This is a genomic window from Xanthomonas sp. NCPPB 3005, assembly GCF_041228095.2.
In the GTDB taxonomy this organism is placed as follows: domain Bacteria; phylum Pseudomonadota; class Gammaproteobacteria; order Xanthomonadales; family Xanthomonadaceae; genus Xanthomonas_A; species Xanthomonas_A bonasiae.
Genome location: NZ_CP166096.2, coordinates 4,605,186 through 4,626,067 on the forward strand (window position 1 = coordinate 4,605,186; position 20,882 = coordinate 4,626,067).

Consider the following 20,882-nt stretch of genomic DNA (forward strand, 5'->3'; position numbering starts at 1 on the left):
AGTTCCCCGCCCCACCATCCGGCAGTTTCGGGGCGCGCCCTGTGCGTGGATCTGGATGGCACCCTGCTGAACTCGGACATTCTCTACGAATCGGTGCTGGCGCTGCTGGCACGCAATCCGCTGTACCTGTTCCTGCTGCCGCTGTGGTTGCTGCGCGGCAAGGCGGCGCTGAAACGCGAACTGGCCTCGCGCGTCACCCTGCCGGCCGAGACCCTGCCCTACAACGAAAAAGTCCTGGAACTGCTGCGTACCACCACGCAGCGTCCGCGCGTGTTGTGCACCGCATCCGATGCCTTGCTGGTGACGCCGATCGCGGAGTATCTGGGCCTGTTCGAGCAGGTGATCGCCAGCGACGGCAAACGCAATCTCTCCGGGCGCAACAAGGCCGATGTCCTGGTCGAAACGTTCGGTGCCGGCAATTTCGACTATGCCGGCAACGGCAGCGTGGACCTGCACGTATGGGAGAAAGCCGGCGGCGCCTGGGTCGTCAACAATGGCAACGCGCTCAGCAAGGCCGCCGCGCAGCGCACCACGGTGCATGCGCATTGGCCCGCGCCGCCGCGCGCCCGCGCCTGGCTGAAGGCGCTGCGGCTGCACCAGTGGCTGAAGAACCTGCTGGTGTTCGTCCCGCTGCTGACCGCGCATCGCTTCCTGGATCCGGAGTCGGTGCTGCAGGCGGCGATCGCGCTGGTCGCGTTCGGCTTGTGCGCCTCCGGCGTGTACGTGCTGAACGATTTACTCGATCTCACCCCGGACCGGCAGCACCCGCGCAAGCGCAAGCGCCCCTTCGCCGCCGGCCGCCTTCCCCTGCTGCACGGCCTGTTCGCCGCGCCGGCGCTGACCGTGGCCGGGCTCGCGCTGTCGCTGGCCTGCAGCCTGGAATTCACCCTGGTGCTGCTGGCCTACTACGTGATGACGCTGGCGTACTCGCTGCGGCTGAAGCGGATCGTGATGATCGACGTGGTGCTGCTGGCGGCGCTGTACACGGTGCGGATCATCGGCGGCGCGATGGCGATCGGCGTCGAGCTGTCGTTCTGGCTGTTGGCGTTCTCGATGTTCATCTTCCTGTCGCTGGCCCTGCTCAAGCGCTATACCGAGCTGCACGCGATGCTGAGCAGCGGCAAGACCAAGGCCAGCGGGCGCGCCTACTCGGTGGAAGACCTGTCGCTGCTGCAGTCGATGGGCGCGGCGGCCGGCTACATCGCGGTGATGGTGATGGCGCTGTACATCAACAGCCCCGAGAGCGTGGAACTGTACCGCCACCCGAAAGTGCTGTGGCTGGTGTGCCCGGTGCTGCTGTACTGGGTGAGCCGGGTGTGGGTGATCGCGCACCGCGGCGACATGCACGACGACCCGATCGTGTTCGCCGCCACCGACCGGGTCAGCCAGGTGGTGGTGGTGCTGTGCGGACTGTTCGCGCTGAGCGCCATCTGATGGTGGACGCGGGGCAATCCTGGGGACGCTATCCGAAGGCGAGGCAGGTGTTGCTGCCGGTCACCGACCGGACGGCGGAACTGCCTGCGTTCGACGGCCATGCGCTGCCGCGTGGCAACGGCCGCAGCTATGGCGACAGCTGCCTGAATCCGGACGGCACCTTGCTGGCGACGCGTAGCCTGGACCGGTTCATCGCATTCGATCCGGCGACCGGCCTGCTGCGCTGCGAAGCCGGGGTCACCCTGGCCGAGATCATCGACCTGGCGCTGCCGCAGGGCTGGTTCCTGCCGGTCACCCCGGGCACCCGCTACGTGACGGTGGCCGGCGCCATCGCCAACGACGTGCATGGCAAGAACCACCACCGCACCGGCAGCTTCGGCCACCATGTGCGCGCGTTCGAGCTGCTGCGCAGCGACGGCACGCGCCGCGTGTGCAGCCCCGACGACGATGCCGAAGGCTGGTTCGCGGCCACCGTCGGCGGCCTCGGATTGACCGGCCTGATCACCTGGGCGCAACTCCAGCTGCGCCGGGTCGCGAGCGCGGCCCTGGAAACGGAGAACATCCGCTTCGGCTCGCTCGACGAGTTCTTCGCCTTGTCCGCGGCCTCCGCCGACAGCCACGAATACAGCGTCGCCTGGATCGACTGCCTGGCCGGCGGCCGCGCGCGCGGCCGCGGCCACTTCACCCGCGCCGACCATTGCCCGGGGTTGCCAGAAGAACGGCCCAAACCGCCCGGCGCAGGCCTGCCGATGCCGCTGACGCCGCCGTTCTCGTTGGTCAACCAACTGTCGCTGCGGCCGTTCAACGCGCTGTACTTCTGGCGCCAGCCTGCGCCGCGCAAGCGCTCGGTCAGCCACTTGCTGCCGTTCTTCTATCCGCTGGACGGCATCCGCAACTGGAATCGGATGTACGGCCCGGCCGGTTTCCTGCAGTACCAGTGCGTGCTGCCGCCGGCCGCCTCGCGCGATGGCATCGACGCGTTGCTGGCGGAGATCGCGCGCAGCGGCAGCGGCTCGTTCCTGGCGGTGCTGAAGGAATTCGGCAACGCGCGCTCGCTCGGCATGCTGTCGTTTCCGCGCCCGGGCACCACCCTGGCGCTGGATTTCCCCAACAGCGGCCCGGAGGTGTTCCGGCTGCTGGAGCGGCTGGACCGCATCGTCGACGCGGCCGGCGGCGCTCTGTACCCTGCCAAGGATGCGCGCATGAGCGCGGCGTCGTTCCAGCGCGCCTACGGCCGCTGGCGGGAATTCGCCGATTATCTCGACCCACGTTTTTCTTCCGGCTTCTGGCGCCGGGTCACGGAGTAGACATGCAACGCGTCCTCATCATCGGTGCCACCTCGGCCATCGCCGAAGCCACTGCCCGACGCTACGCCGCACGCGGCGCGGCGATCCATCTGCTCGGCCGCCAGGCCGCGCGCCTGGAGGCGATCGCGGCAGACCTGTCCGTGCGCGGCGCCAAGAGCAGCGTCGGCGTGCTCGACGTCAACGACGGCGCGCACCACGGCGCAGCGTTCGACGCGGCATGGGCGGCTCTCGGCGGCGTGGACGTGGTCCTGATCGCGCACGGCACCCTGCCGGACCAGGCCGCGTGCGACGCCTCGGTCGAGCTGTCGCTGCGCGAATTCGCCACCAACGGCACCTCCACGATCGCGCTGTGCGCGGCGCTGGCGCCGCGCCTGGCGGCCGGCGCGACGCTGGCGGTGATCTCCTCGGTCGCCGGCGACCGCGGCCGCGCCAGCAACTACCTCTACGGCAGCGCCAAGGCCGCGGTCAGCGCCTATCTCAGCGGCCTCGGCCAGCGCCTGCGCCCGGCCGGGATCAACGTGCTGACGATCAAGCCGGGCTTCGTCGACACGCCGATGACCGCCGCCTTCAAGAAGGGCGCGCTGTGGGCCAAGCCCGACCAGATCGCCAAGGGCATCGTGCGCGCCGTCGATCGCCGGCGTGCCGTCGCCTACCTGCCGGGTTTCTGGTGGGCGATCATGTTCATCATCAAGTCCATCCCCGAATTCGTTTTCCGCAGGATCAAGCTCTGACATGACCGACAAACACGCCAAGATCGTCATCACCGGTGCCGCCGGGCTGGTCGGACAGAACCTGATCGTCGAACTCGAGCAGCAGGGTTACACCCAGCTGGTGGCGATCGACAAGCACGCGCACAACCTGCAGATCCTGCGCGAGCTGCATCCGGCGGTGCGCGTGGTGCATGCGGACCTGGCCGAGCCCGGCGACTGGGCGCGCGAATTCGAAGGCGCCGCCTGCGTCGCCCAGCTGCATGCGCAGATCACCGGCAAGACCACCGAGCTGTTCACCCGCAACAACCTGGTGGCCACCTCGCACGTGCTCGATGCCTGCCGCGCAGCCAACGTGCCGTACCTGGTCCACATCAGTTCCTCGGTGGTGAACTCGGTGGCGAAGGACGACTACACCAATACCAAACGCGCGCAGGAAGAAATGGTGGTGGCCAGCGGCCTGCGCCACTGCGTGCTGCGCCCGACCCTGATGTTCGGCTGGTTCGACCCCAAGCACCTGGGCTGGCTGTCGCGCTTCATGGCCAAGACCCCGGTGTTCCCGATTCCCGGCGACGGCAAGTTCATGCGCCAACCGCTGTACGAGCGCGACTTCTGCCGCTGCATCGCCAAATGCATCGAACGCGAGCCCGACGGCGAGGTCTACGACATCGTCGGCGATACGCGCGTGGACTATGTCGACATCATCAAGACGATCAAGCGGGTCAAGAAGCTGCATACCCTGATCGTCCATATCCCGATCGGGTTCTTTGCCTTCCTGCTGCGCGTGTATTCGCTCTTCAGCTCCAAGCCGCCGTTCACCGCCGACCAGCTCAAGGCGCTCAGCGCGGGCGACGACTTCAAGGGCGTCGATACCGAAGCGGTATTCGGCGTGCGCCAGACGCCGTTCGAGGACGCGATCCGGGAGAGTTACACCGATCCTCGGTATAGCCGCATCGTGCTGCAGCGCTGAAGAGACCCGACGTCGATGAACCTGCGCAGCGACTACCGGATCGATCTGAGGAGATACGATCTCGGCCTTTTCTTCCTTGCCTTTGCCCTGGTCTGCCTGAAATCCAATGACGCCCTGGCGCATCCGCAGTTGTGGGCGGAAGACGCCGTTCTTTTCCTGAAAGACCAGATAGAGCAGCAGGGACTGCTGCTGTTCAGACCATACGCAGGCTATCTGCACGCCGCGCCGCGGCTGGTGACATGGTTCGCGTCCTTCGTAAGCGCGGCATACACGCCGCTCATCTACAACGCCAGCGCGATCGCCATTGCCGCAGCATCGATTTTCATTTGCGTAAAGAACCTGCGCCCGCTGATTCCGCCGTATCTGGTGCTGAGCGTGTTCTTGTTCACCCCGACGAATGGGGAGGTGTTCGGCACGATCACCAACATCCAATGGTTCCTGCAATTTCCGCTGATCACCTACTGCTTCATCGCCACGAAGGCCAGCAATCCGATCGCCAGGCATGTGCTCAAGGGTGTTTTCGCCATCGCCGCGCTAACCGGCCCCTTCTCGATCATCTGCCTTGCGCTGATGGCGCTGAGCTTGCTCGGCTTCCTCGCCCTGCGCGTCACCAGACGCTCGAACCTGCTTTCCATCGCTACCGAGTACCTCGAGCAGCGCGACTTCGGCGCCTGGGCGGTGGTGGCGGCGTGCGCGGTGATTCAACTGTCGTTCCTGTACACATCGGCGCCGGAACACCCCCAGTACACCTCCCTCGCCCGCCTCGTGGTCGGCTCGCTTGGGCAGGCCGCTCCGTTGCATATCCTGGGCTACAACCCGCTTCGGCCGGTGTTCTGGCCGATCGGCTATGCGGCAGCCGGCATGTACATCCTGTTTTTCAGCAGGCTCGCCCCTGTAGCCCGTATTGGCGTGCTTCTCTCCTTGGCCTTTGCGATCCTCGAGGTGTTGGCCGCAGCGCACAAGGTCACCGTCGAACCGCTGCTGTCGCTGCTCCACGGCGACCGTTATTTCTTCGCATTGAAAATCCTCTTCTGGTGGGTCTTCTTCATCGTTCTGAAGGATCTGCTGGGCAGCGAAAGGCAGGGCGCCAGATGCACGTTGCTATTGCTGCTGTTTATTTGCCTGTTGAACAAGGACCACATGCTGCGGCCGAGCTTTGTCGACTACGGACCCGCTGCAGAACTGCGCAAACTCGATGAGCCGGGCTCGCATACCATCAAGTTCAATCCCGAGGGCTGGGAAGCCACCATCACCACGAAGGAATGATACCAGTGCTACCGCATGCGCCATTTTCCTGATGGGCACGGCGCGTGGACGGGTCTCCGATGGATAGGAAGCGACAACGATTTGACTGGCGTTTGCAGGGGAGCACGGGCCAATACCTGCGTGGGGTGCGGCGTACAAAGCCATTTTCATTGACTGTATATTCCCTTCTTGGGTGCATGGACGCCGGTTGCTCCGGTCTCATCCCGAATGCCGCCGGGAAAACGAATGCTTCGCATGCTGCGCGACGGCATCCGCGCCCCCCTTGCCAGAGCCCCTGCAACTTCACTTTTCGAAGAAATGTCCATGTTCCGCCTATTTCGTAAATGGCATGCGATTGTCATCCTGAGCATGTCGCTGCTCGCATGCCAGCAGTCTCCGCACCCTGGCCTCGTGCAGGGTGGCGGCTGCCCGCCGAAGCAGTCTCCCTATCTCAAGCAGGCGCCGAGCATCGACGGGCGCATCACCTACTGCGACCAGGGCGACGCTTCCACCGGCGAGATCAGGACAACGGCATATCCCGCCGGGACGCGCCGCGTCACTGTGATGATGGCGGGGTATCCCGGTACAGAGGGCGTTCGCGTCCTGGCGGTCGCCACCGACGGCAGTTTCACTTCGGCACTGAAGGCAGACAAGATCGGAGACAGCTGGAAGCCGGTCACCTTCCAATTGCCCGAGGCGGCCCAGGCGCACGCGTTCTACCTTCGGCTCGTCGACGATGCGACCGGCACGTTCGGCTGGGCAGGCATGGGCTTTGATCGTGACGGCCTGGCCACGACGCTGCCCACCCACGCGCTGCCAATGGCATTGGCGATCCTGACCGCGCATCTGTGGCTGATCCTCGCCGGCTGGCTGCTGCCGCGAACGTGGACTGCGCCGGCGCGTGCGCTTTGCGCGGTGCTGGCGCTCGGCGCGGCATCCGGCTGCGTCATTGTGAGCTACATTGCATCTCCCGCCCTCGGCGGAATCATCGCCTACGGCGCTGCTGCCCTGCCGCTGCTCGCGTTGCCGCTGCGGCTGCGCCGGGGGCGGGCGCCGATTGCCGATGCCGTCGCGCTGCACCGCCTCTTCTTTCCCTCGTTCCTGCTGGCATTGCTGATTCTCTGGATCGGGCTCTATCCGTTTTCATGGGACGGACAGGATTGGCAGATCGCCGCCAATCGTTGGCGGAATCTGCCGATGGACTCGTGGCTACCGCTCACCTTCGCCGACATGGTTTCGGCCGGGCGCCTGGACGTGCCGATGATCGGCGACTGGCTGAGCAGCGATCGGCCGCCGCTGCAATCGGGCCTGTATCTGTTGTTCTTCCATTCCTGGCTGCCGCACGGCGGCCTGATCTATCAGGCCCTGTCGACGTGGGCGCAAGCGCTGGTGCTCGTGCCGCTGCTGGTCCTGGTCGGCACGCTGCCGCGGCGTTCGCAACGGGCCGCGATCGTCTTCGCGCTCGCGCTTTCCCCGCTGGTGCTGCTCAACGGCCTGTTCGTATGGCCCAAGCTCTTCGCGGCGACGTTTTGCGCCATCTTCCACATCGCCCTGTTCGGACCGGCCAGCATCGCCAGGCCGGCACGCTGGTCGATGGCCGGGCTTGCGGCAGCCTTGGCCATGCTGTCGCATGGCGGAGCGCTGTTCGTCCTGGTGGGGTCCACGGCCGCGTTCCTGCTACTGAAGCGCGGGCAAGCGTTGCCGGTGCTGGTCAAGACCGGCGCCCTTGCGGTGGCGGCCTACCTGCCTTGGGTCGCCTACCAGCGCCTCATCGACCCGCCAGGCGACAGACTGTTGAAATGGCATTTCGCCGGCCACGTCCCGGTCACCCACGATTCCTTCTTCCACGTACTGCGCGCCGCCTATGCCGATCTCGGCCTCGGCCAATGGCTCGCCGGGCGCGCCTCCAACCTGAACAGCCTGATGCACGGCAGTTTCAGCTTTTTCGGCGACGCCTTGGCGCTGTTTTGGAATCGCAGTCCTGCCGCGATCGCCACCGTCGTCGAGAACAGCTTTTTCTACGGCGCCTATTCCATGTGGTTCGCTTCGCCGCTGTGGCTGCTACCCTGTGTTGCCTATGCGTTCGCCAAGCGTCGCAGCCTGCGCCCGGTGCGGTTTCCCTCCGACCTGGCGCTCGCCGCCGCACTGTCGTTCCTGTTCTGGATCCTGGTGATCTACGAACCTGGACAGACGGTCATCCATCAGGGCGCCTACTTCAGCTTCCTGATGAGCATGCTGGTGATACTGCTCATGCTGGCTCAGTGCTTTTCGCCGGCGCTCTATGCCGTCGTCGCGCTCAACGTCGCGGTCGCTGCACTCGCCTACGCCTTCGACAGACCCTTTGATGGCGCATCCTGCGCGATCCATATCGGTGCCACGCTGGCATTGGCCGGGGGCTTGCTCGCCGCCTGCAGCCTGGCTTCACCGGAAGCGATGGACGACGAGAACCGCCGGTGTTGACCCCTGCATTGCGGCGCTCGGCGCTGCGCCTGGCGCAGGCAACGCTCGCGTTCGCACTGCTGTGGTGCAGTGCGGGCACGGCCGCCGCGGTGACGATACCGGCCATAGATGGGGGATGCCGTGCCGCTTCATCGGCAAGCCTACGCCCGAGTGAGCGCGTGGCCATATCGGCCATCACCTACTGCGCACAAGGCGACGCCACGCGCGCGACGCTAGCGGTAACCGTCAAGAGAAAATCCCTGCAGCGACTGCAACTGTTCACCGCCGGCTACATCAAGGGCGGTTCGGTGCGGCTTCTCGCCCAGCAAAGCGGCCAAGCTCCGATCGCGCTTCTGCCAGAGAAGAGCGACGACGAACAATGGCAACCCCTCTATTTTTCCGTGCCATCCGGCTGGGGCCCAGGCGACATCACCTTCACGCTGACGGATGACGCGACAGGCGGATTTGGCTGGGGCGGTCTCGGCCTAGGCAAGCGGCGCCATCTCGCTGGCGATGCCAGCGCCTATGCGATCGTCGCCCTGCATGCGGTTGCGATTGCCGGCCTGCTGTTGCTGCCGGGCTTGTTATGGCGATCATGCATCGGCCCATTGCCGCTCAGCCTGCTGCCGGTTCCAGGCATCATCCTGCTTGCGTTGAACGGCCTGGCTTTGTGGATACTGCCGGCATCGGCCGCGCAGTGGTTTCGCGCCGGCTTGGCCGGCATCTATTTGCTTTTTGCCGTCGCGCTCCTGTACCGCCGTCGGATCAGGCGTGACGGCCCCGGAACGCCAAGGTCGGGAGATCGCATCTTCATTATTGCGATCGTGTTGGCCTTGCTGCAGGCGATCAGCATCGGTCTCAATCCCCAGGGTGTCGCGCAGGAATACGGCGGCGACGGAGAGCTTCCCGGCAGAATGGTCGCCTCTCCCCCGGACCATGTGATTCCTTACGGCACCGCCGTCTATCTCCTTCATCGTTACGATGGCGATGAAAAGAGATTCGAGTATTTTGGCGACTGGTCCATCGGCTCGCGCGGTCCGTTGGTGCCGCTGGGCATCAACACCTTGCTGCAGCTTTTCGGTGCCGCCCCGGGCGATCCACCGTCCTCGGCGCGAGTCCAATGGCCTGGGGTGGACTCGGGCGTGGACCTGGCGAGGCTCTTCGGATGGATGCTCAATGCGCTCCCCATCCTCGGGGCGCTGCACCTGATGGGTGCGTTGAACGTGCCCGCCGAGCGGCGCCACCGCGCCGCGCTCTGGCTGGCGCTGGCACCATTGCTGACCATCAACGTGGTGTTCCTGTGGCCCAAGCTGCTGGCTGCCTACTTCGTCATGCTGGTCGTCGGCGACGTCCTGAATCGCCGTTACTCACGCGCGGGGATATTTGCGGCGCTCGCCTGGCTGAGCCATCCGGTGGGCGCATTGATGTTGCCCGCCATTGGCCTACTGCTTGTTGCCCAACGGCGCGGCCCCGGGTTCTGGCGAAGCAGCGCGGCGGCCAGCAGTCGGTTCCTGGGCATGTTGTTGCTGGTCATGCTCCCCTGGCTTTACTACAAGTGGCAGTTGGGCCATGGCGATGCGTTCATGAGCTACGTATTTGCCGACGGACGCGGCATCAAGCCGGCGCTCGGAATAGGCAGTTGGCTAGCGGCAAGAGTCTCCAACCTGTGGATGACACTGACTCCCGCCGCGTTCTTCTTTTCCGACGCCATGCACGACTGGATATTCGGTCCTGTGCAGGATTCCTTGCGATGGACCATTCAGTACGCGAAATCACTGCCTGGACAACTCGGCTTCGGTGCCTTTGGTTTCGCCTATGCGGCGCTGGTGCGCTCGCCGCCGGATGCGGCCCTGCGCGATCTGCGCAACTGCATCTTCGGGGCCGGGCTGGCTACCATGCTGATCTATTGGGGATACAGCACCGATGGGCTGGGCAGAAATTGCCTGGAAGTGCTGACGCCATTTGTGATCGTCTACGCCTGCGCCACATGGCCCGTATCCAAAGCCGCCTTCGCCACGATGATGTCGATCGTCGCGCTTGAGTCAATGTGGGTGGCCCTTTCCGGCTTCCTGCTGAATCCGGCATTCCGTCTGGCATCCGTGGCGTGGGACGGCTGGTTCCTGTTCGGACTGAGCGCAGCCACACCGCTGATCCTGGCCTTTCACGCCTGGCGTGCTCCATATGGCGCCCCCGGCCCTGCGGACCCAACGCACCCCGCCACCGCATCACCCATGGCGATGACACGCTAAACTTGCCTCCTGCCTGCCGCGCCCCCAGTGACTACCGGCGCTGGCGACCCTCTACTGAAGCCAATGACATGACCTCAAAGAAAAACTACGCGATCGTCGGCGCCGGCCCCATGGGCCTGATGGCAGCCGTTCGGCTCCTCGACGCCGGCCACAGCGTGGATATCTACGAACGCGACGACCGCATCGGCGGCATGTCCGCGACCTTCGATTTCGATGGCCTTCCCATCGAACGCTACTATCATTTCATCTGCAAGACCGACGATCCGCTGTTCGCTCTGCTGGGCCGTTACGGCCTGTCGGACAAGCTGCATTGGACGGATACCAAGATGGGCTATTTCTACAACGGAAAGCTCTACAAGTGGGGAACGCCGTTCGCATTGCTGGGCTTTCCGCATCTCGGGCCGATCAGCAAGTTCCGCTATGCCCTGCACGTCATGTACACCAAGGGCATCAAGGACTGGACGGCGCTGGACAAGGTCAACGCGACCACGTGGATCCGCAAGTGGATCGGCGACAAAGCGTACGACGTGATGTGGAAGGACGCATTCAGGCTGAAGTTCTTCGAGTACAAGGACAATCTTTCCGCCAGCTGGATCGGCACGCGTATCAAGCGCATCGCGTTGTCGCGGCGCAGCCTCATGCACGAGAGCCTTGGCTACCTGGATGGCGGTTCGATGACCCTGCTGGACAAGATGGCCGCAGACATCACCGCCCGCGGCGGCCGCATCCTGCTGTCGCAGGGCATCGACGAAGTCGTCAGCGAAAACGGCAGCGTCAGTGGCGTCCGTGCCGGCGGCCAGTTCCTGCCCTACGATGGTGTTGTCTCGACGGCCCCCATCCAATACGTGCCGGCGATGGTGCCTGGCCTGCCGCCCGATTTCAGCGCCCAGATCCGTGCCATCGAAAATATCCCGGTCGCCTGCGTCATCCTGAAACTGAAGCAGCCGGTCAGCGAAAACTTCTGGATGAACATCAGCGACCCGAGCATCGCGATTCCGGGCGTGATCGAGTACAGCAACCTCAACCCCACCACACCGCCAGGGCAGAAGATCCTGTATGCCCCGTTCTACATGCCCAAGACCCATCCGAAATGGAGCATGAGCAACGAAGCGCTGATCGAAGAGGTGCTTGGCTATCTGCCGAAGCTGAATCCGTCATTCCAGCGCGATTGGGTCCTGGCAACCCACTGCCACCGCTATGAATTCGCGCAGACCATCTGCCCGCCGGGCTTCCAGGATCGCCTCCCGGCGATGCGGACGCCACTGAACGGGTTTTTCATGGCCGACACTGCTTACTACTATCCCGAAGACCGTTCGATCTCCGAGAGCCTGCAGGCGGCTGACCGCCTGGCAGAAGCCGTGCTTCGCGCATGACATCGCGCAAGTTCATCAAGTTCTTGCTGGCGGGAGGAACCGCTGCCGCCGCCAACTTCGGCTCGCGCATCCTGCTCGGCCATGTCATGCCGTACACAGGGTCGATCGTGGTGGCCTATCTCATCGGCATGCTCACGGCGTTCGTGCTCAACCGCATGTTCGTCTTCGAAGCCGCCAGCACCGGCCTGAAACATCAGGCCATCTGGTTCACGCTGATCAATATCGCTGCCGTGCTGCAGACGCTCGTCTGCAGCCTGGCCTTCGCACGCTGGATTTTTCCGGCGATGGGCATGCGCTTCCATCCTGAAACGCTGGCGCACGCGATCGGCGTCGCGGTACCGGTCTTCACCAGCTATTTTGGCCACAAAGCCCTCACCTTCAAAGAGCGGCCGGCATGAACGGTGTCGCCATGCGCCATGCAAGCGGCGGCCTTGGCCAGGGCCGGCCCTATCCGACATGGTTGATAGCCGTCGCGGTGGGTCTGATCGCACTAGCTGCGCGTCTGCTTTACATCGAACACTTTGCCGTCAGCATGCCGTTCTGGGATCAATGGGACGGGGAAGGCGACAATCTGCTGAAACCGCTGCTGTCGGGCTCGCTAGGCTTGGCCGAGCTGTTGCATGCGCACAACGAACATCGGATTCTGCCGACGAAGTTGGTGACGCTGGCGAGCTATCTCGCAACCGGGCAGTGGAACAACATCTACGAAGCCAGAATCAGCGCGGCGATCTACGCAATGATTCCCGCCATTCTGGTCTGGCACGGCATGCGCATCGGCGCCTCGCTGCGCTCGCGTTTCTTGTTGGTCGCGGTGGCGATCTGCGCAGCGGTTCTGCCCTACTCCTGGGAGAACTTCCTGGTCGGCTTCCAGAGCCAGTTCTACTTCCTGATCCTGTTTGCGGTCTTGGCGATCTCGCTTGCTGCAGCGAGACATGATCGTGTCGTCGCCATCGGCGGCGTTGTCGCGCTTTCCGTGATCAGCGTGCTCACGATGGCATCCGGCCTGCTGACGCCGGTCGCAGCGGCGATCACGTATGCGCTGGCCGCCTGGCTGCTGCCGGGGCGCAAGTGGCCGCCGGTACTGGCCATTTGTCTGCTGATGGCCATCGCCGTGGCGGCTTACAAAGCCATGCCGGTCATTCCCCAGCACGCGGTCATGCGCGCGCAATCCGCGCTCGAACTGCTTGGCGGGCTGACGCGCGTGTTGAGCTGGCCGGTGCGCGGCATGCACGCGCCTGCGCTGCTGCTTTGGCTCCCGGGCATTCTCGGCGTGGCGTTGACGCTCCATGCCCGACCGGCCGGCAAGACGGACATCACAATGGCCGGCTTGCTGGCCTGGGGCGGCCTGCAGGCGGCCGCCATCGCCTACGGCCGTGGACACGACCTTGTGGAGCTGTCCCCGCGCTATACGGAGATCCTCATTCCCGGGTTGTTCGCAAATGCCTGGTTCGCCATCCGCCTAGTGCAGCTCCGCCATACCTTTACCGCGCTGGCCCAACGCGGAACTTATGCGGTGGCAGCGCTTTTTATGCTGACCGTATTCGGTGGCTGGGCCGAGCGATTCCACGTCGATATGGAGGCGCTGCGCGCACGCCACGAAGCGACGCAAGCTCAGGCGCAAGGCGTGCTGTACTACGTCGCCTCCAAGGATGACGTAACGTTCGAAAGCGGGCAGTTGCCGCTGCCTTATCCGAATTCGCAGCGGCTACACCAGCTCCTGCACGATCCGTATCTTCTCCAGGCGCTTTCCGGCAGCGACCGGCCCAGGCAACTGGAAAGCTTCGCCTCGCCGAACGATGTGCGCTAGCAGCGGCTAGAGACCGCCAGCAATTGCGGCACTAGAAGCGGCGCTCAAGGCTCTCCAGCGACGAGCGTTCCCATCGCGCATGCCGATGCCGCCTTGTCGCGTCCATATAACAGGAAGACGCGATAGCTTCCGGGCTGGATGGCAGGCAACCATGCTCTTTGGTTGTAACCCGATCGCAGCAGCGCCGGCTTGCCGAACGCCTGGGCGACATCCGGTCGTTCTCCCCCAGCCACGATGGGAACCGCGTACGACGCCGCAGCGGAGTTCAGCACAAGGGTCGCCCCGTCCGGCACCGCGTCCGCGGCATCGGCCATCCAGCCGCCGAACGTAACCCAGCCGCGCGGCCTGACCCGGGCCTGCTGGGCCGGCTTGCCGTCGACCGCATCCAGGCTGCAGCGCCCCCCCGCAGGCAAGTCGGAGACCGGCCCGGCATATTTCGCGAATGCCGGCTCGGTCGCCGCAGCGATGCCTTCGTTGGAAATCGGCGGCTGCCTATGGCACCCGGCGAGCATCACGCCGACCGCCAGCGCAAACCAAGGCAGCCGGCTCCTCATCCCGACGCCTGCGACACAACGTCGCGTGCTCATGCAAGCGCTCGCCCCGGAAGTTGCGGCTCCCAAGGGCGTGGCGGATAGGCCAGCGTGAACGGAGTGGATTCCACCGTGAGGTTGACGTTGTAGTAAGGATCCTGCTGCAACGCCTTGCCCCAGCGCGCCTTCATGAAGCTCTCCTCGCGCTTGAAACGGGCGATCTTCTCCGGGGTGGTCTCGTAGCCACGCGAAGCCGATTCGTGGTGATAGAGCTCGGCGAACGGGGTCCACAGGTTGCGATAGCCGGCCTCGCGCACGCGCAGGCAGAAGTCGACGTCGTTGAAGGCCACTTCCAGCTGCTCGTCCAGGCCACCGACCTGCTCGAACACCGAACGGCGCACGATCGCACAGGCCGCGGTCACCGCGCTCAGACTCTGCGCCAAGCCACCGCGGTGTTTGTCGCCCGGCCAGCCACGCGCCATGCCCACATAGCAGTGCCCGGCCACGCCACCGATGCCGAGGATCACGCCAGCGTGCTGGATCGTATTGTTCGGGTAGTACAGCATCGCGCCCACCACCCCGATCTCGGGGCGCAGCGCGTGCCCGACCATCTCGTCCAGCCAATCGCGACTGATGACTTCGATATCGTTGTTGAGCAAGCCCAGCACCGTGCCGCGCGCAACACGCGCGCCGGCGTTGTTGATCGCCGAGTAGTTGAACGGATGCGGATACGGCAACACGCGCACGCGCGGATCCTGCTGGACCTGCGCGAAATACTCCCTGGACGCCTCTTCCTGGGAGTCGTTGTCGATGACCACGATCTCGTAGTTGGGATAGTCGGTGCGTTCCAGGATCGAATCGATGCACTGCTTGAGCAGGTCGATGCGGTCGCGGGTGGGAATCAACAGGCTGACCAGCGGCGCCGGCTCCGGCAGCGGATACGCAATCCGGAAATAGCCGCTGTAGCTCGCCATCTCCAGCACCTTCCCGCCGTTGCCGGTCCGGTCCAGATGCGCCTGCACCGCGCGCAGCGCGGCAAGATGCGCATACGATTTTTCACCCGGCGCCATCGCGGTGGAGCCGCTGATCATGCGCCAGTGATACAGCACCAGCGGAAGATGCCCGATCGCATCGTGAGGAAGCCTCTCGGTGATCCGCAACGTCAGGTCCCAATCCTGGGCGCCTTCGAATCCCTCCAGGAAACCGCCGACCGCGCGCACCTGTTCGGCACGGTAGACCGTCAAGTGGCAGACGCAATTTTGTGAAAGGAACAGATCGGGATTCCAGTCCGACTTGAAGTAGGGATCCGAACGCTTCCCTTCCACGTCGATCTTGTCTTCGTCGGTGAACAACATCTGCCACTGCGGATTATTCTCGAACGCGTGAACGCTCTTGAGCAGGGCCAAGGGATGCAGTTCGTCGTCGTGGTCGAGCAATGCGACGAACTCGCCCCTGGCCATCTGCAGGGCCGTGTTCGACGCTGCGGAAATATGTCCGTTCTGTTCCCGTCGCTGGAACCGCACGCGCTCGTCGCGTTCGGCATACTCGGCAAGCACCTGCATCACCGCTGGATCGGTGGAGGCATCGTCGGCGATGCACAACTCCCAATTCGGATAGACCTGCTCGCGTACGCTTTCGATGCAGCGCCGCAACCAGCGCTCGGGGGTGTTGTACGTCGGCACGATGACCGAAACCAGCGGCCTGCGCGTCAGCGAGGCGAGTTCTGCATCCGCCGCCGCCTTCCACGCGGCATCGCGGCAATCGTAGAACTCCTGCCACACTTCATAGTCGGAGAAAGACCCCGAAAGCATGCGGGTCGAGTATTCGTGATAGAGCCGATCGGCCATCCTGCGGACGCCCTTGGTCAGCAGATCGATCGCCGTTCGCGCCACTAGCCGCAGCTTGTTCACGCCGCCTTCGCGGCGATCGAACGATGCGCCGAAAAGGCGCCGCATGGCGTCGCCGCGCTCGATGCGCTGCAGCTGCAGAGCGGAATGACTGAAATCCATCGGCGCGACGGAGGGATCGAAGCGGATGCCCGTGGTCGACTCCACCAGACGGACCACGATCTCGAACCGCCGCGTTTCGCCGCTGGGTATGTTCAGAGGAAGATCGATGCGCTCGGCCTCGCCGCTGTGCCTGACCCGATACGTCGGATACAGCACCGGCGCGAACATGCGCCCGCGATAGACCGACAGTTCGCCAGCGAGCAGATACCAGCCGCCAGCCAGGGCTTCGCCCTGCCACCGCAGTTCCACCTGAGGATCGCTGCCGGAGGCGCGCCACACCGCAGCGTGCGCTGCCGTGGTGGGAAATTCGGGAGCCAGCGGCGCAATCTGCTGCAACGGAGTGACGCTAAGTGCAATCGTTTCGGACATCTAGCTCTCGGGAAAAGTCCCTCGGATCACCGGGGGAGCGTACTCTATAGGATAAACGGGATGTAAATCCCGTGCCAGCGCCAGCGCGTGACGGTCAGGATCCAGCGCGAACGCGGGCGCATCGAGCGACAGGCATGGGCTATAGGCCGGATCGTCACCGAGCACCTGCTGCCAACGCGCCTGCATCGTGGCGACCTCGCCGGCAAACCGCGCCTGCTTGACCGGATCGTCCTCGATGCCCCGGCTGGCCGATTCATGATGGTAGGCCTGGGCGTGCGGCGTCCACGCATTGTCGTAGCCGTGCGCGCGCAGCCGCAGACAGAAGTCGACATCGTTGAATGCCACCGCGATCGATTCATCCAGGCCGCCCACTGCGATATAGGCCGCGCGGGTCACTGCCAGACAAGCCGCAGTGACCGCCGAATAGCGCTGCGTCAGCAGAGCGCGTCCGTACTCGCCGGCGAAATCGTGCGGCGCGTGGGCGAAGGCATGGGCGGCGACACCGCCGATTCCCAGTACGACACCAGCATGTTGCAGCGACCCGTCCGGATAGAACAGCTTCGCGCCGATCGCCCCCGCCCCCGGGCGTGAGGCCAGCCGCACCAGTTCCTGCAGCCACTGCGCATCGGTGATTTCGATATCGTTGTTGAGCAAGACCACGATCTGCGCAGTGCAATGCGCCACGGCGTAGTTGTTGATCGCGGAATAGTTGAACGGGCGGTCGTAGCGCAATATCCGGACCCGCGGGTCTTGGCCGATCGCCTCGAAATAGGCATGCGATTGCGCTTCGACGGAGCCGTTGTCCACCACTGTGATGCGATAGCGAGAATATTCCGTCCTGGCCAGCAGAGTGGAAATGCATTGCTCAAGAAGATCGATGCGATCGCGCGTCGGGACGACGATTTCCACGTCCGGCTCGGCGTCCAGCGCATATCGCACACGCAGGCGCTGCTGGTCCACCACGTGGATCCGCGCGCCTTGGGACTGCAATACCCGGCCGAGCACGCGCACGCGCGCCGTCGCATCCGCCTCGCTACGTGCGAACGGGGCGCAGATCGGGCCGACGTCGCCGTTCACGTGACGCAACATATGCGGCAAGTGCAACGGAATCGCGTCGCACTCGTGGATCAGCGCGCACAGCAGCGAGAACCACGGCGCATCCGGGTCGAGGCCATCGAGCAGGCCATCTACAAGCGCATCCCTGCGTACGAACGCGCTTCGCCCGAGATAATCCTGCTCGTACCAACGCAGGCGGTCCCACGCCGGCTTGAACAGCGGCGCGAAACGCCGCCCAACTTCATCCACCCTGTCTTCGTCGCTGTAGACCAAGGCGGCCGCAGGAAGCGAGATCACCTCGGCGAGGACCTTGGCGGTCATCGGATGGATGCGATCGTCCGCCGCCAGCACCGCCACGTAGGCGCCTTGCGCAGCGCGCAGACGCGCACCGAGCAAAGCCGCAGCATCCACGATCTGCAGCGGTGGCAGCGCACGGTCCACGGGCCACTCGTCCAACTGCTGGGCATCGGCCACGATCTCGACCGCCTGCCCCGCCAGGGAACCGAGCGCATCGAGGCATGCCGAGAAATCCGCCCCCGCTCGATCGTGGAATACCAACGAGAGAACAGGAGCCTGGACACGCGTGTCGCTGCGTGGTGTCGACACCAGCTCGGCCAGTCGCCGATCCTCGCGCAGCACCCAGGTCGCATAGCCGGCATCGCGCGCCGTCGTGTCCGCACGCTCCGTGCGCAGCAAGGCGTGCAACGATGCGTCCGCGCCCTGCTCGCGCCACTGCGACTGCGCGTCACCGACCAGTTCCAGCGCTTCCTGTGGCGCATCGCGCAGCCGTTCCCCGACACCGCCGCGCAGCAGCAACCAGAAGGCTTCGCGCTCGCTCAACCGGTAACTCTCGAGCGGCCCCAACTCGAATCTCGCATAGGCGTCTGTCGGGTCGAACCTCAGCGCCTGCAATGGCTCGGAGAACTGCACCACGACATCCAAGCTGCCGCGGCCAGCGGCCAGCGCGAGATCGATCCGGGTGTCTTCGGCGATCCCGTTGCCATAGTCCGGATAGAGACACGGGTTAGCAAGACGTCCATCCAATTCGCGCAAGACGCCACGCAGCCGGTACCAGCCGGCAGCAAGCGGCAGTGTCGACTGGGCCAGCGCGAACTGCGGATCGGACCCGACAGATTCCCAGGTCGTGACCTCGCCAGCGGCTAGGCAGGCAAGATCGGCCAACGGCGTCGCATCCCAGCGCATTCGCACCGGCGGTCGTTGGCTCAGGTCCGCCACGGTCACCGCAACTTCCACCATCTGCGTCCTTGCAGTTGCGCAAGCATGGCCATCTGCTGGCCCTGGACGGCAGCGAGCGCATCCACCTTGGCTTCCAGCGCACGTAGTGCATCGCCACGCTCCATCCCGTCCAGCGCATCGCTGAGCCGGGCGGTCAATTCACCCTGCTGCGTGCTCCATTGCTGGATCGAATCGACCAGACGATCGTCGGTGGCGACGATTCGGTCGTGCAAGGCGCCCTGGCCCTCGGCCAACTGCTGGACGACGGCCTCAATCCGTTGCAACGCCGGCACCGTCTGCGCCAGACCGTCTCCAAGCGCCGTGTGCAGCGCTTCGATGGAGGCATACATGTTCACGCCATGCTGGCCCGCCAGGTTGAGCGAGTGCTGAAGCGACGCGAACCCATCGGCGATCTCCGCATGCTGGTGACCGGCGGCAGCAACCGGAGCTGCGGCACGCGGCACCGGCGCATCGAGCATGCGTTCGATCGCTTCGCGCTGGTCCTTGCCCGTGACCTGGCGCTGAAACCCCAATTCGCGCTCGAGCCAGAGATCGAAACCATTCGCCGCCGAGGCAGCAAACAGTTCAGCCACCACATCCAGCAGCAGGGCCCGCAACGTGATCGGCTCGCCTTCCGCCATAGGCGCCACGACACTGCCGCCATAGGTGAACAACAGTGAGCGCAACAGCAGCCAGCCGAGCGTCGGGCCCTCGGCGACCCACTCGCGATCGAAGTAGACGATCCGGCCATCGGCGGCGCACAGCAAATTCGATGGCGTGGCGTCGAGATAGTCGTCGGGCAGAACGCTGTCGACGCTGTCCAGCGCAACGGCATGCCCTTCGCCGTGCAGCACCTGCGCCAATGCCTGCAAATAGCGCCGCACTTCCGCGACCAGCTCGGCACGGGTCCAGCCAGGCTGGCTCAGTACCGCGCGAATTGTGTCGACCAGCAAGGGACCCTGGAAATAGTCGGTCGCGCTCTGCACCTGCAAGCGAACCCCGGTCTCTGCCGATGGCGCGTCGGACAATCTGCGCGCATGCACGCGCACCGTTTGGTCCTGCTCCGCCACGAAAAGCGTTTCCCGGGCATAGGCGCCCAGCCGCTGCGTGCTGTAGTGATACGCCAGCGCCGATTGCTCGGCCATCGCCGAGTCGTCGGCCACGGCTTCCACCAGGAACGAATTGGCCAGATCCAGCGCCAAGCCGTTGGCCGCGACCACCGGCCAGGCACGCTGAAGATTGAATGTCGTCGGCGTGAGCTGAGGATCGCGGCGAACCGCCTGCGCCGCCAGCGCGCCGGCATTGAACAGCGCGGGGTCGGCCGAGATGCCGCGCTCGGTCAGGATCGTGGCCGGCATCTTGTAATCGGGCAACGGCGCCGAGAAGCGGCTGCGCGCATAGCCGGCGCGCCGAAGCAGCGCGTCGAGTTCGTTGCGCCCGTATGTGCGCGCGCCGCGCGATTGATAGCGGTCCTCCAACCCGACCATCGGCTGCCCCAGATGGTCTTCCGGCACGCCGGCCAAATACTTCAGGCCCAGCTGATTCTCGATGGCCAGAATCAGGCGCCCTCCTGGCGCCAGCAGCTGCCTTGCGGCCTGCAGCATGTGCAGCGCGGGGTTCTGCGCGTCGGAGAACAGACTGGCGTACTCCAGCACGCCGATCAGGGTCACCACGTCAAAGCGCTGGGCGACGGAAAAATCCTGAAAGCGTTCGGCCACCACAACGACATTGCGCAACTCGCGAGTGCGCTCGCGGGCGATGCGTGCGCGCCGCAACGAGCCCTCCAGCGCCAGCACGTCCGCCCCGCTCTCGCCGAGATAGCGCGTGACCGCACCGCATCCGGCGCCGATTTCGAGAACCCTCGCACCCGGCTGAAGATGCTGCGCGAACGGTCGCAGCAGGTTCGCGCGTTCCGTGGACAGGTGGTAACGGCTCGGCCAGTCGACGCAAGCGGCCGCCAGCTCGGAAGAAAACACGCTGACGTCGGCAGCGGCGCGCAACGTCGCCAACAGCCCATCTTCGGAGTTGTCGCCATCGCTGTAGCCGATGCTGTCGTAGCCCTCGCGGCGCCATACGGCGACGTCCGCAGGCATGACATAACCAGCGGCTGCCAATGAATCAATCATGCAATGCGTCCTCTTGAATCATCGT

At 64.8% G+C, this 20,882-nt stretch carries 14 protein-coding genes; 10 read left to right on the top strand and 4 right to left on the bottom strand.

From position 1 onward, the window contains the following. The first annotated feature begins 45 nt into the window (after window positions 1-45). From AB8810_RS19905 to AB8810_RS19950, 10 genes are all read left to right on the top strand, one after another. Window positions 46-1,434: a UbiA family prenyltransferase gene (locus tag AB8810_RS19905; RefSeq protein WP_369914641.1), complete on the top strand. Its 1,389-nt coding sequence runs from the start codon at window positions 46-48 to the stop codon at window positions 1,432-1,434. Between the two features lie 2 nt (window positions 1,435-1,436). Next, a complete protein-coding gene (locus tag AB8810_RS19910) occupies window positions 1,437-2,741 on the top strand; it encodes an FAD-dependent oxidoreductase (RefSeq protein WP_369916692.1) in 1,305 nt (434 codons plus the stop codon). 2 nt (window positions 2,742-2,743) lie between these two features. Further along, the gene (locus tag AB8810_RS19915) at window positions 2,744-3,472 is read left to right on the top strand and encodes an SDR family oxidoreductase (protein ID WP_369914642.1); all 729 of its coding nucleotides are present in this window, start codon (window positions 2,744-2,746) and stop codon (window positions 3,470-3,472) included. 1 nt (window position 3,473) lies between these two features. After that, window positions 3,474-4,418: an NAD-dependent epimerase/dehydratase family protein gene (locus tag AB8810_RS19920; protein ID WP_369914643.1), complete on the top strand. Its 945-nt coding sequence runs from the start codon at window positions 3,474-3,476 to the stop codon at window positions 4,416-4,418. 15 nt (window positions 4,419-4,433) lie between these two features. Next, window positions 4,434-5,684, top strand: coding sequence for a hypothetical protein (locus tag AB8810_RS19925; RefSeq protein ID WP_369914644.1), 1,251 nt, complete (start codon window positions 4,434-4,436; stop codon window positions 5,682-5,684). Window positions 5,685-5,918: 234 nt separating this feature from the next. Then, the gene (locus tag AB8810_RS19930) at window positions 5,919-8,123 is read left to right on the top strand and encodes a hypothetical protein (RefSeq protein WP_369914645.1); all 2,205 of its coding nucleotides are present in this window, start codon (window positions 5,919-5,921) and stop codon (window positions 8,121-8,123) included. After that, window positions 8,117-10,351, top strand: a complete 2,235-nt coding sequence (locus AB8810_RS19935; RefSeq protein ID WP_369914646.1) for a hypothetical protein — start codon at window positions 8,117-8,119, stop codon at window positions 10,349-10,351. The genes AB8810_RS19930 and AB8810_RS19935 overlap by 7 nt, the downstream gene beginning before the upstream one ends. Before the next feature lie 68 nt (window positions 10,352-10,419). Next, on the top strand, window positions 10,420-11,724 hold the full coding sequence (locus tag AB8810_RS19940; RefSeq protein ID WP_369914647.1) for an NAD(P)/FAD-dependent oxidoreductase: 1,305 nt from the start codon (window positions 10,420-10,422) through the stop codon (window positions 11,722-11,724). Beyond that, on the top strand, window positions 11,721-12,122 hold the full coding sequence (locus tag AB8810_RS19945; protein WP_369914648.1) for a GtrA family protein: 402 nt from the start codon (window positions 11,721-11,723) through the stop codon (window positions 12,120-12,122). The genes AB8810_RS19940 and AB8810_RS19945 overlap by 4 nt, the downstream gene beginning before the upstream one ends. After that, window positions 12,119-13,531: a hypothetical protein gene (locus AB8810_RS19950; protein WP_369914649.1), complete on the top strand. Its 1,413-nt coding sequence runs from the start codon at window positions 12,119-12,121 to the stop codon at window positions 13,529-13,531. Before AB8810_RS19945 ends, AB8810_RS19950 begins: the two co-directional genes overlap by 4 nt. Window positions 13,532-13,575: 44 nt before the next feature. Here AB8810_RS19950 and AB8810_RS19955 read toward each other — a convergent pair whose 3' ends face one another. Genes AB8810_RS19955 through AB8810_RS19970 form a run of 4 tightly spaced genes read right to left on the bottom strand, consistent with a single transcriptional unit; the run spans window position 13,576 to window position 20,857 of the window. Further along, the gene (locus AB8810_RS19955; protein WP_369914650.1) at window positions 13,576-14,118 is read right to left on the bottom strand and encodes a hypothetical protein; all 543 of its coding nucleotides are present in this window, start codon (window positions 14,116-14,118) and stop codon (window positions 13,576-13,578) included. Further along, window positions 14,115-16,439, bottom strand: coding sequence for a glycosyltransferase family 2 protein (locus tag AB8810_RS19960; protein WP_179568617.1), 2,325 nt, complete (start codon window positions 16,437-16,439; stop codon window positions 14,115-14,117). Before AB8810_RS19960 ends, AB8810_RS19955 begins: the two co-directional genes overlap by 4 nt. Further along, window positions 16,440-18,752, bottom strand: a complete 2,313-nt coding sequence (locus AB8810_RS19965) for a glycosyltransferase family 2 protein (RefSeq protein WP_369914651.1) — start codon at window positions 18,750-18,752, stop codon at window positions 16,440-16,442. After that, window positions 18,734-20,857: a class I SAM-dependent methyltransferase gene (locus AB8810_RS19970; RefSeq protein WP_369914652.1), complete on the bottom strand. Its 2,124-nt coding sequence runs from the start codon at window positions 20,855-20,857 to the stop codon at window positions 18,734-18,736. The genes AB8810_RS19965 and AB8810_RS19970 overlap by 19 nt, the downstream gene beginning before the upstream one ends. Window positions 20,858-20,882 lie beyond the last annotated feature (25 nt).

Coding starts and splice junctions, on each gene's coding strand:
- AB8810_RS19955 (WP_369914650.1), bottom strand. CDS start 14,118: ATGAGCACGCGACGTTGTGTCGCAGGCGTCGGGATGAGGAGCCGGCTG.
- AB8810_RS19925 (WP_369914644.1), top strand. CDS start 4,434: ATGAACCTGCGCAGCGACTACCGGATCGATCTGAGGAGATACGATCTC.
- AB8810_RS19915 (WP_369914642.1), top strand. CDS start 2,744: ATGCAACGCGTCCTCATCATCGGTGCCACCTCGGCCATCGCCGAAGCC.
- AB8810_RS19965 (WP_369914651.1), bottom strand. CDS start 18,752: ATGGTGGAAGTTGCGGTGACCGTGGCGGACCTGAGCCAACGACCGCCG.
- AB8810_RS19970 (WP_369914652.1), bottom strand. CDS start 20,857: ATGATTGATTCATTGGCAGCCGCTGGTTATGTCATGCCTGCGGACGTC.
- AB8810_RS19930 (WP_369914645.1), top strand. CDS start 5,919: ATGCTGCGCGACGGCATCCGCGCCCCCCTTGCCAGAGCCCCTGCAACT.
- AB8810_RS19950 (WP_369914649.1), top strand. CDS start 12,119: ATGAACGGTGTCGCCATGCGCCATGCAAGCGGCGGCCTTGGCCAGGGC.
- AB8810_RS19945 (WP_369914648.1), top strand. CDS start 11,721: ATGACATCGCGCAAGTTCATCAAGTTCTTGCTGGCGGGAGGAACCGCT.
- AB8810_RS19920 (WP_369914643.1), top strand. CDS start 3,474: ATGACCGACAAACACGCCAAGATCGTCATCACCGGTGCCGCCGGGCTG.
- AB8810_RS19960 (WP_179568617.1), bottom strand. CDS start 16,439: ATGTCCGAAACGATTGCACTTAGCGTCACTCCGTTGCAGCAGATTGCG.
- AB8810_RS19940 (WP_369914647.1), top strand. CDS start 10,420: ATGACCTCAAAGAAAAACTACGCGATCGTCGGCGCCGGCCCCATGGGC.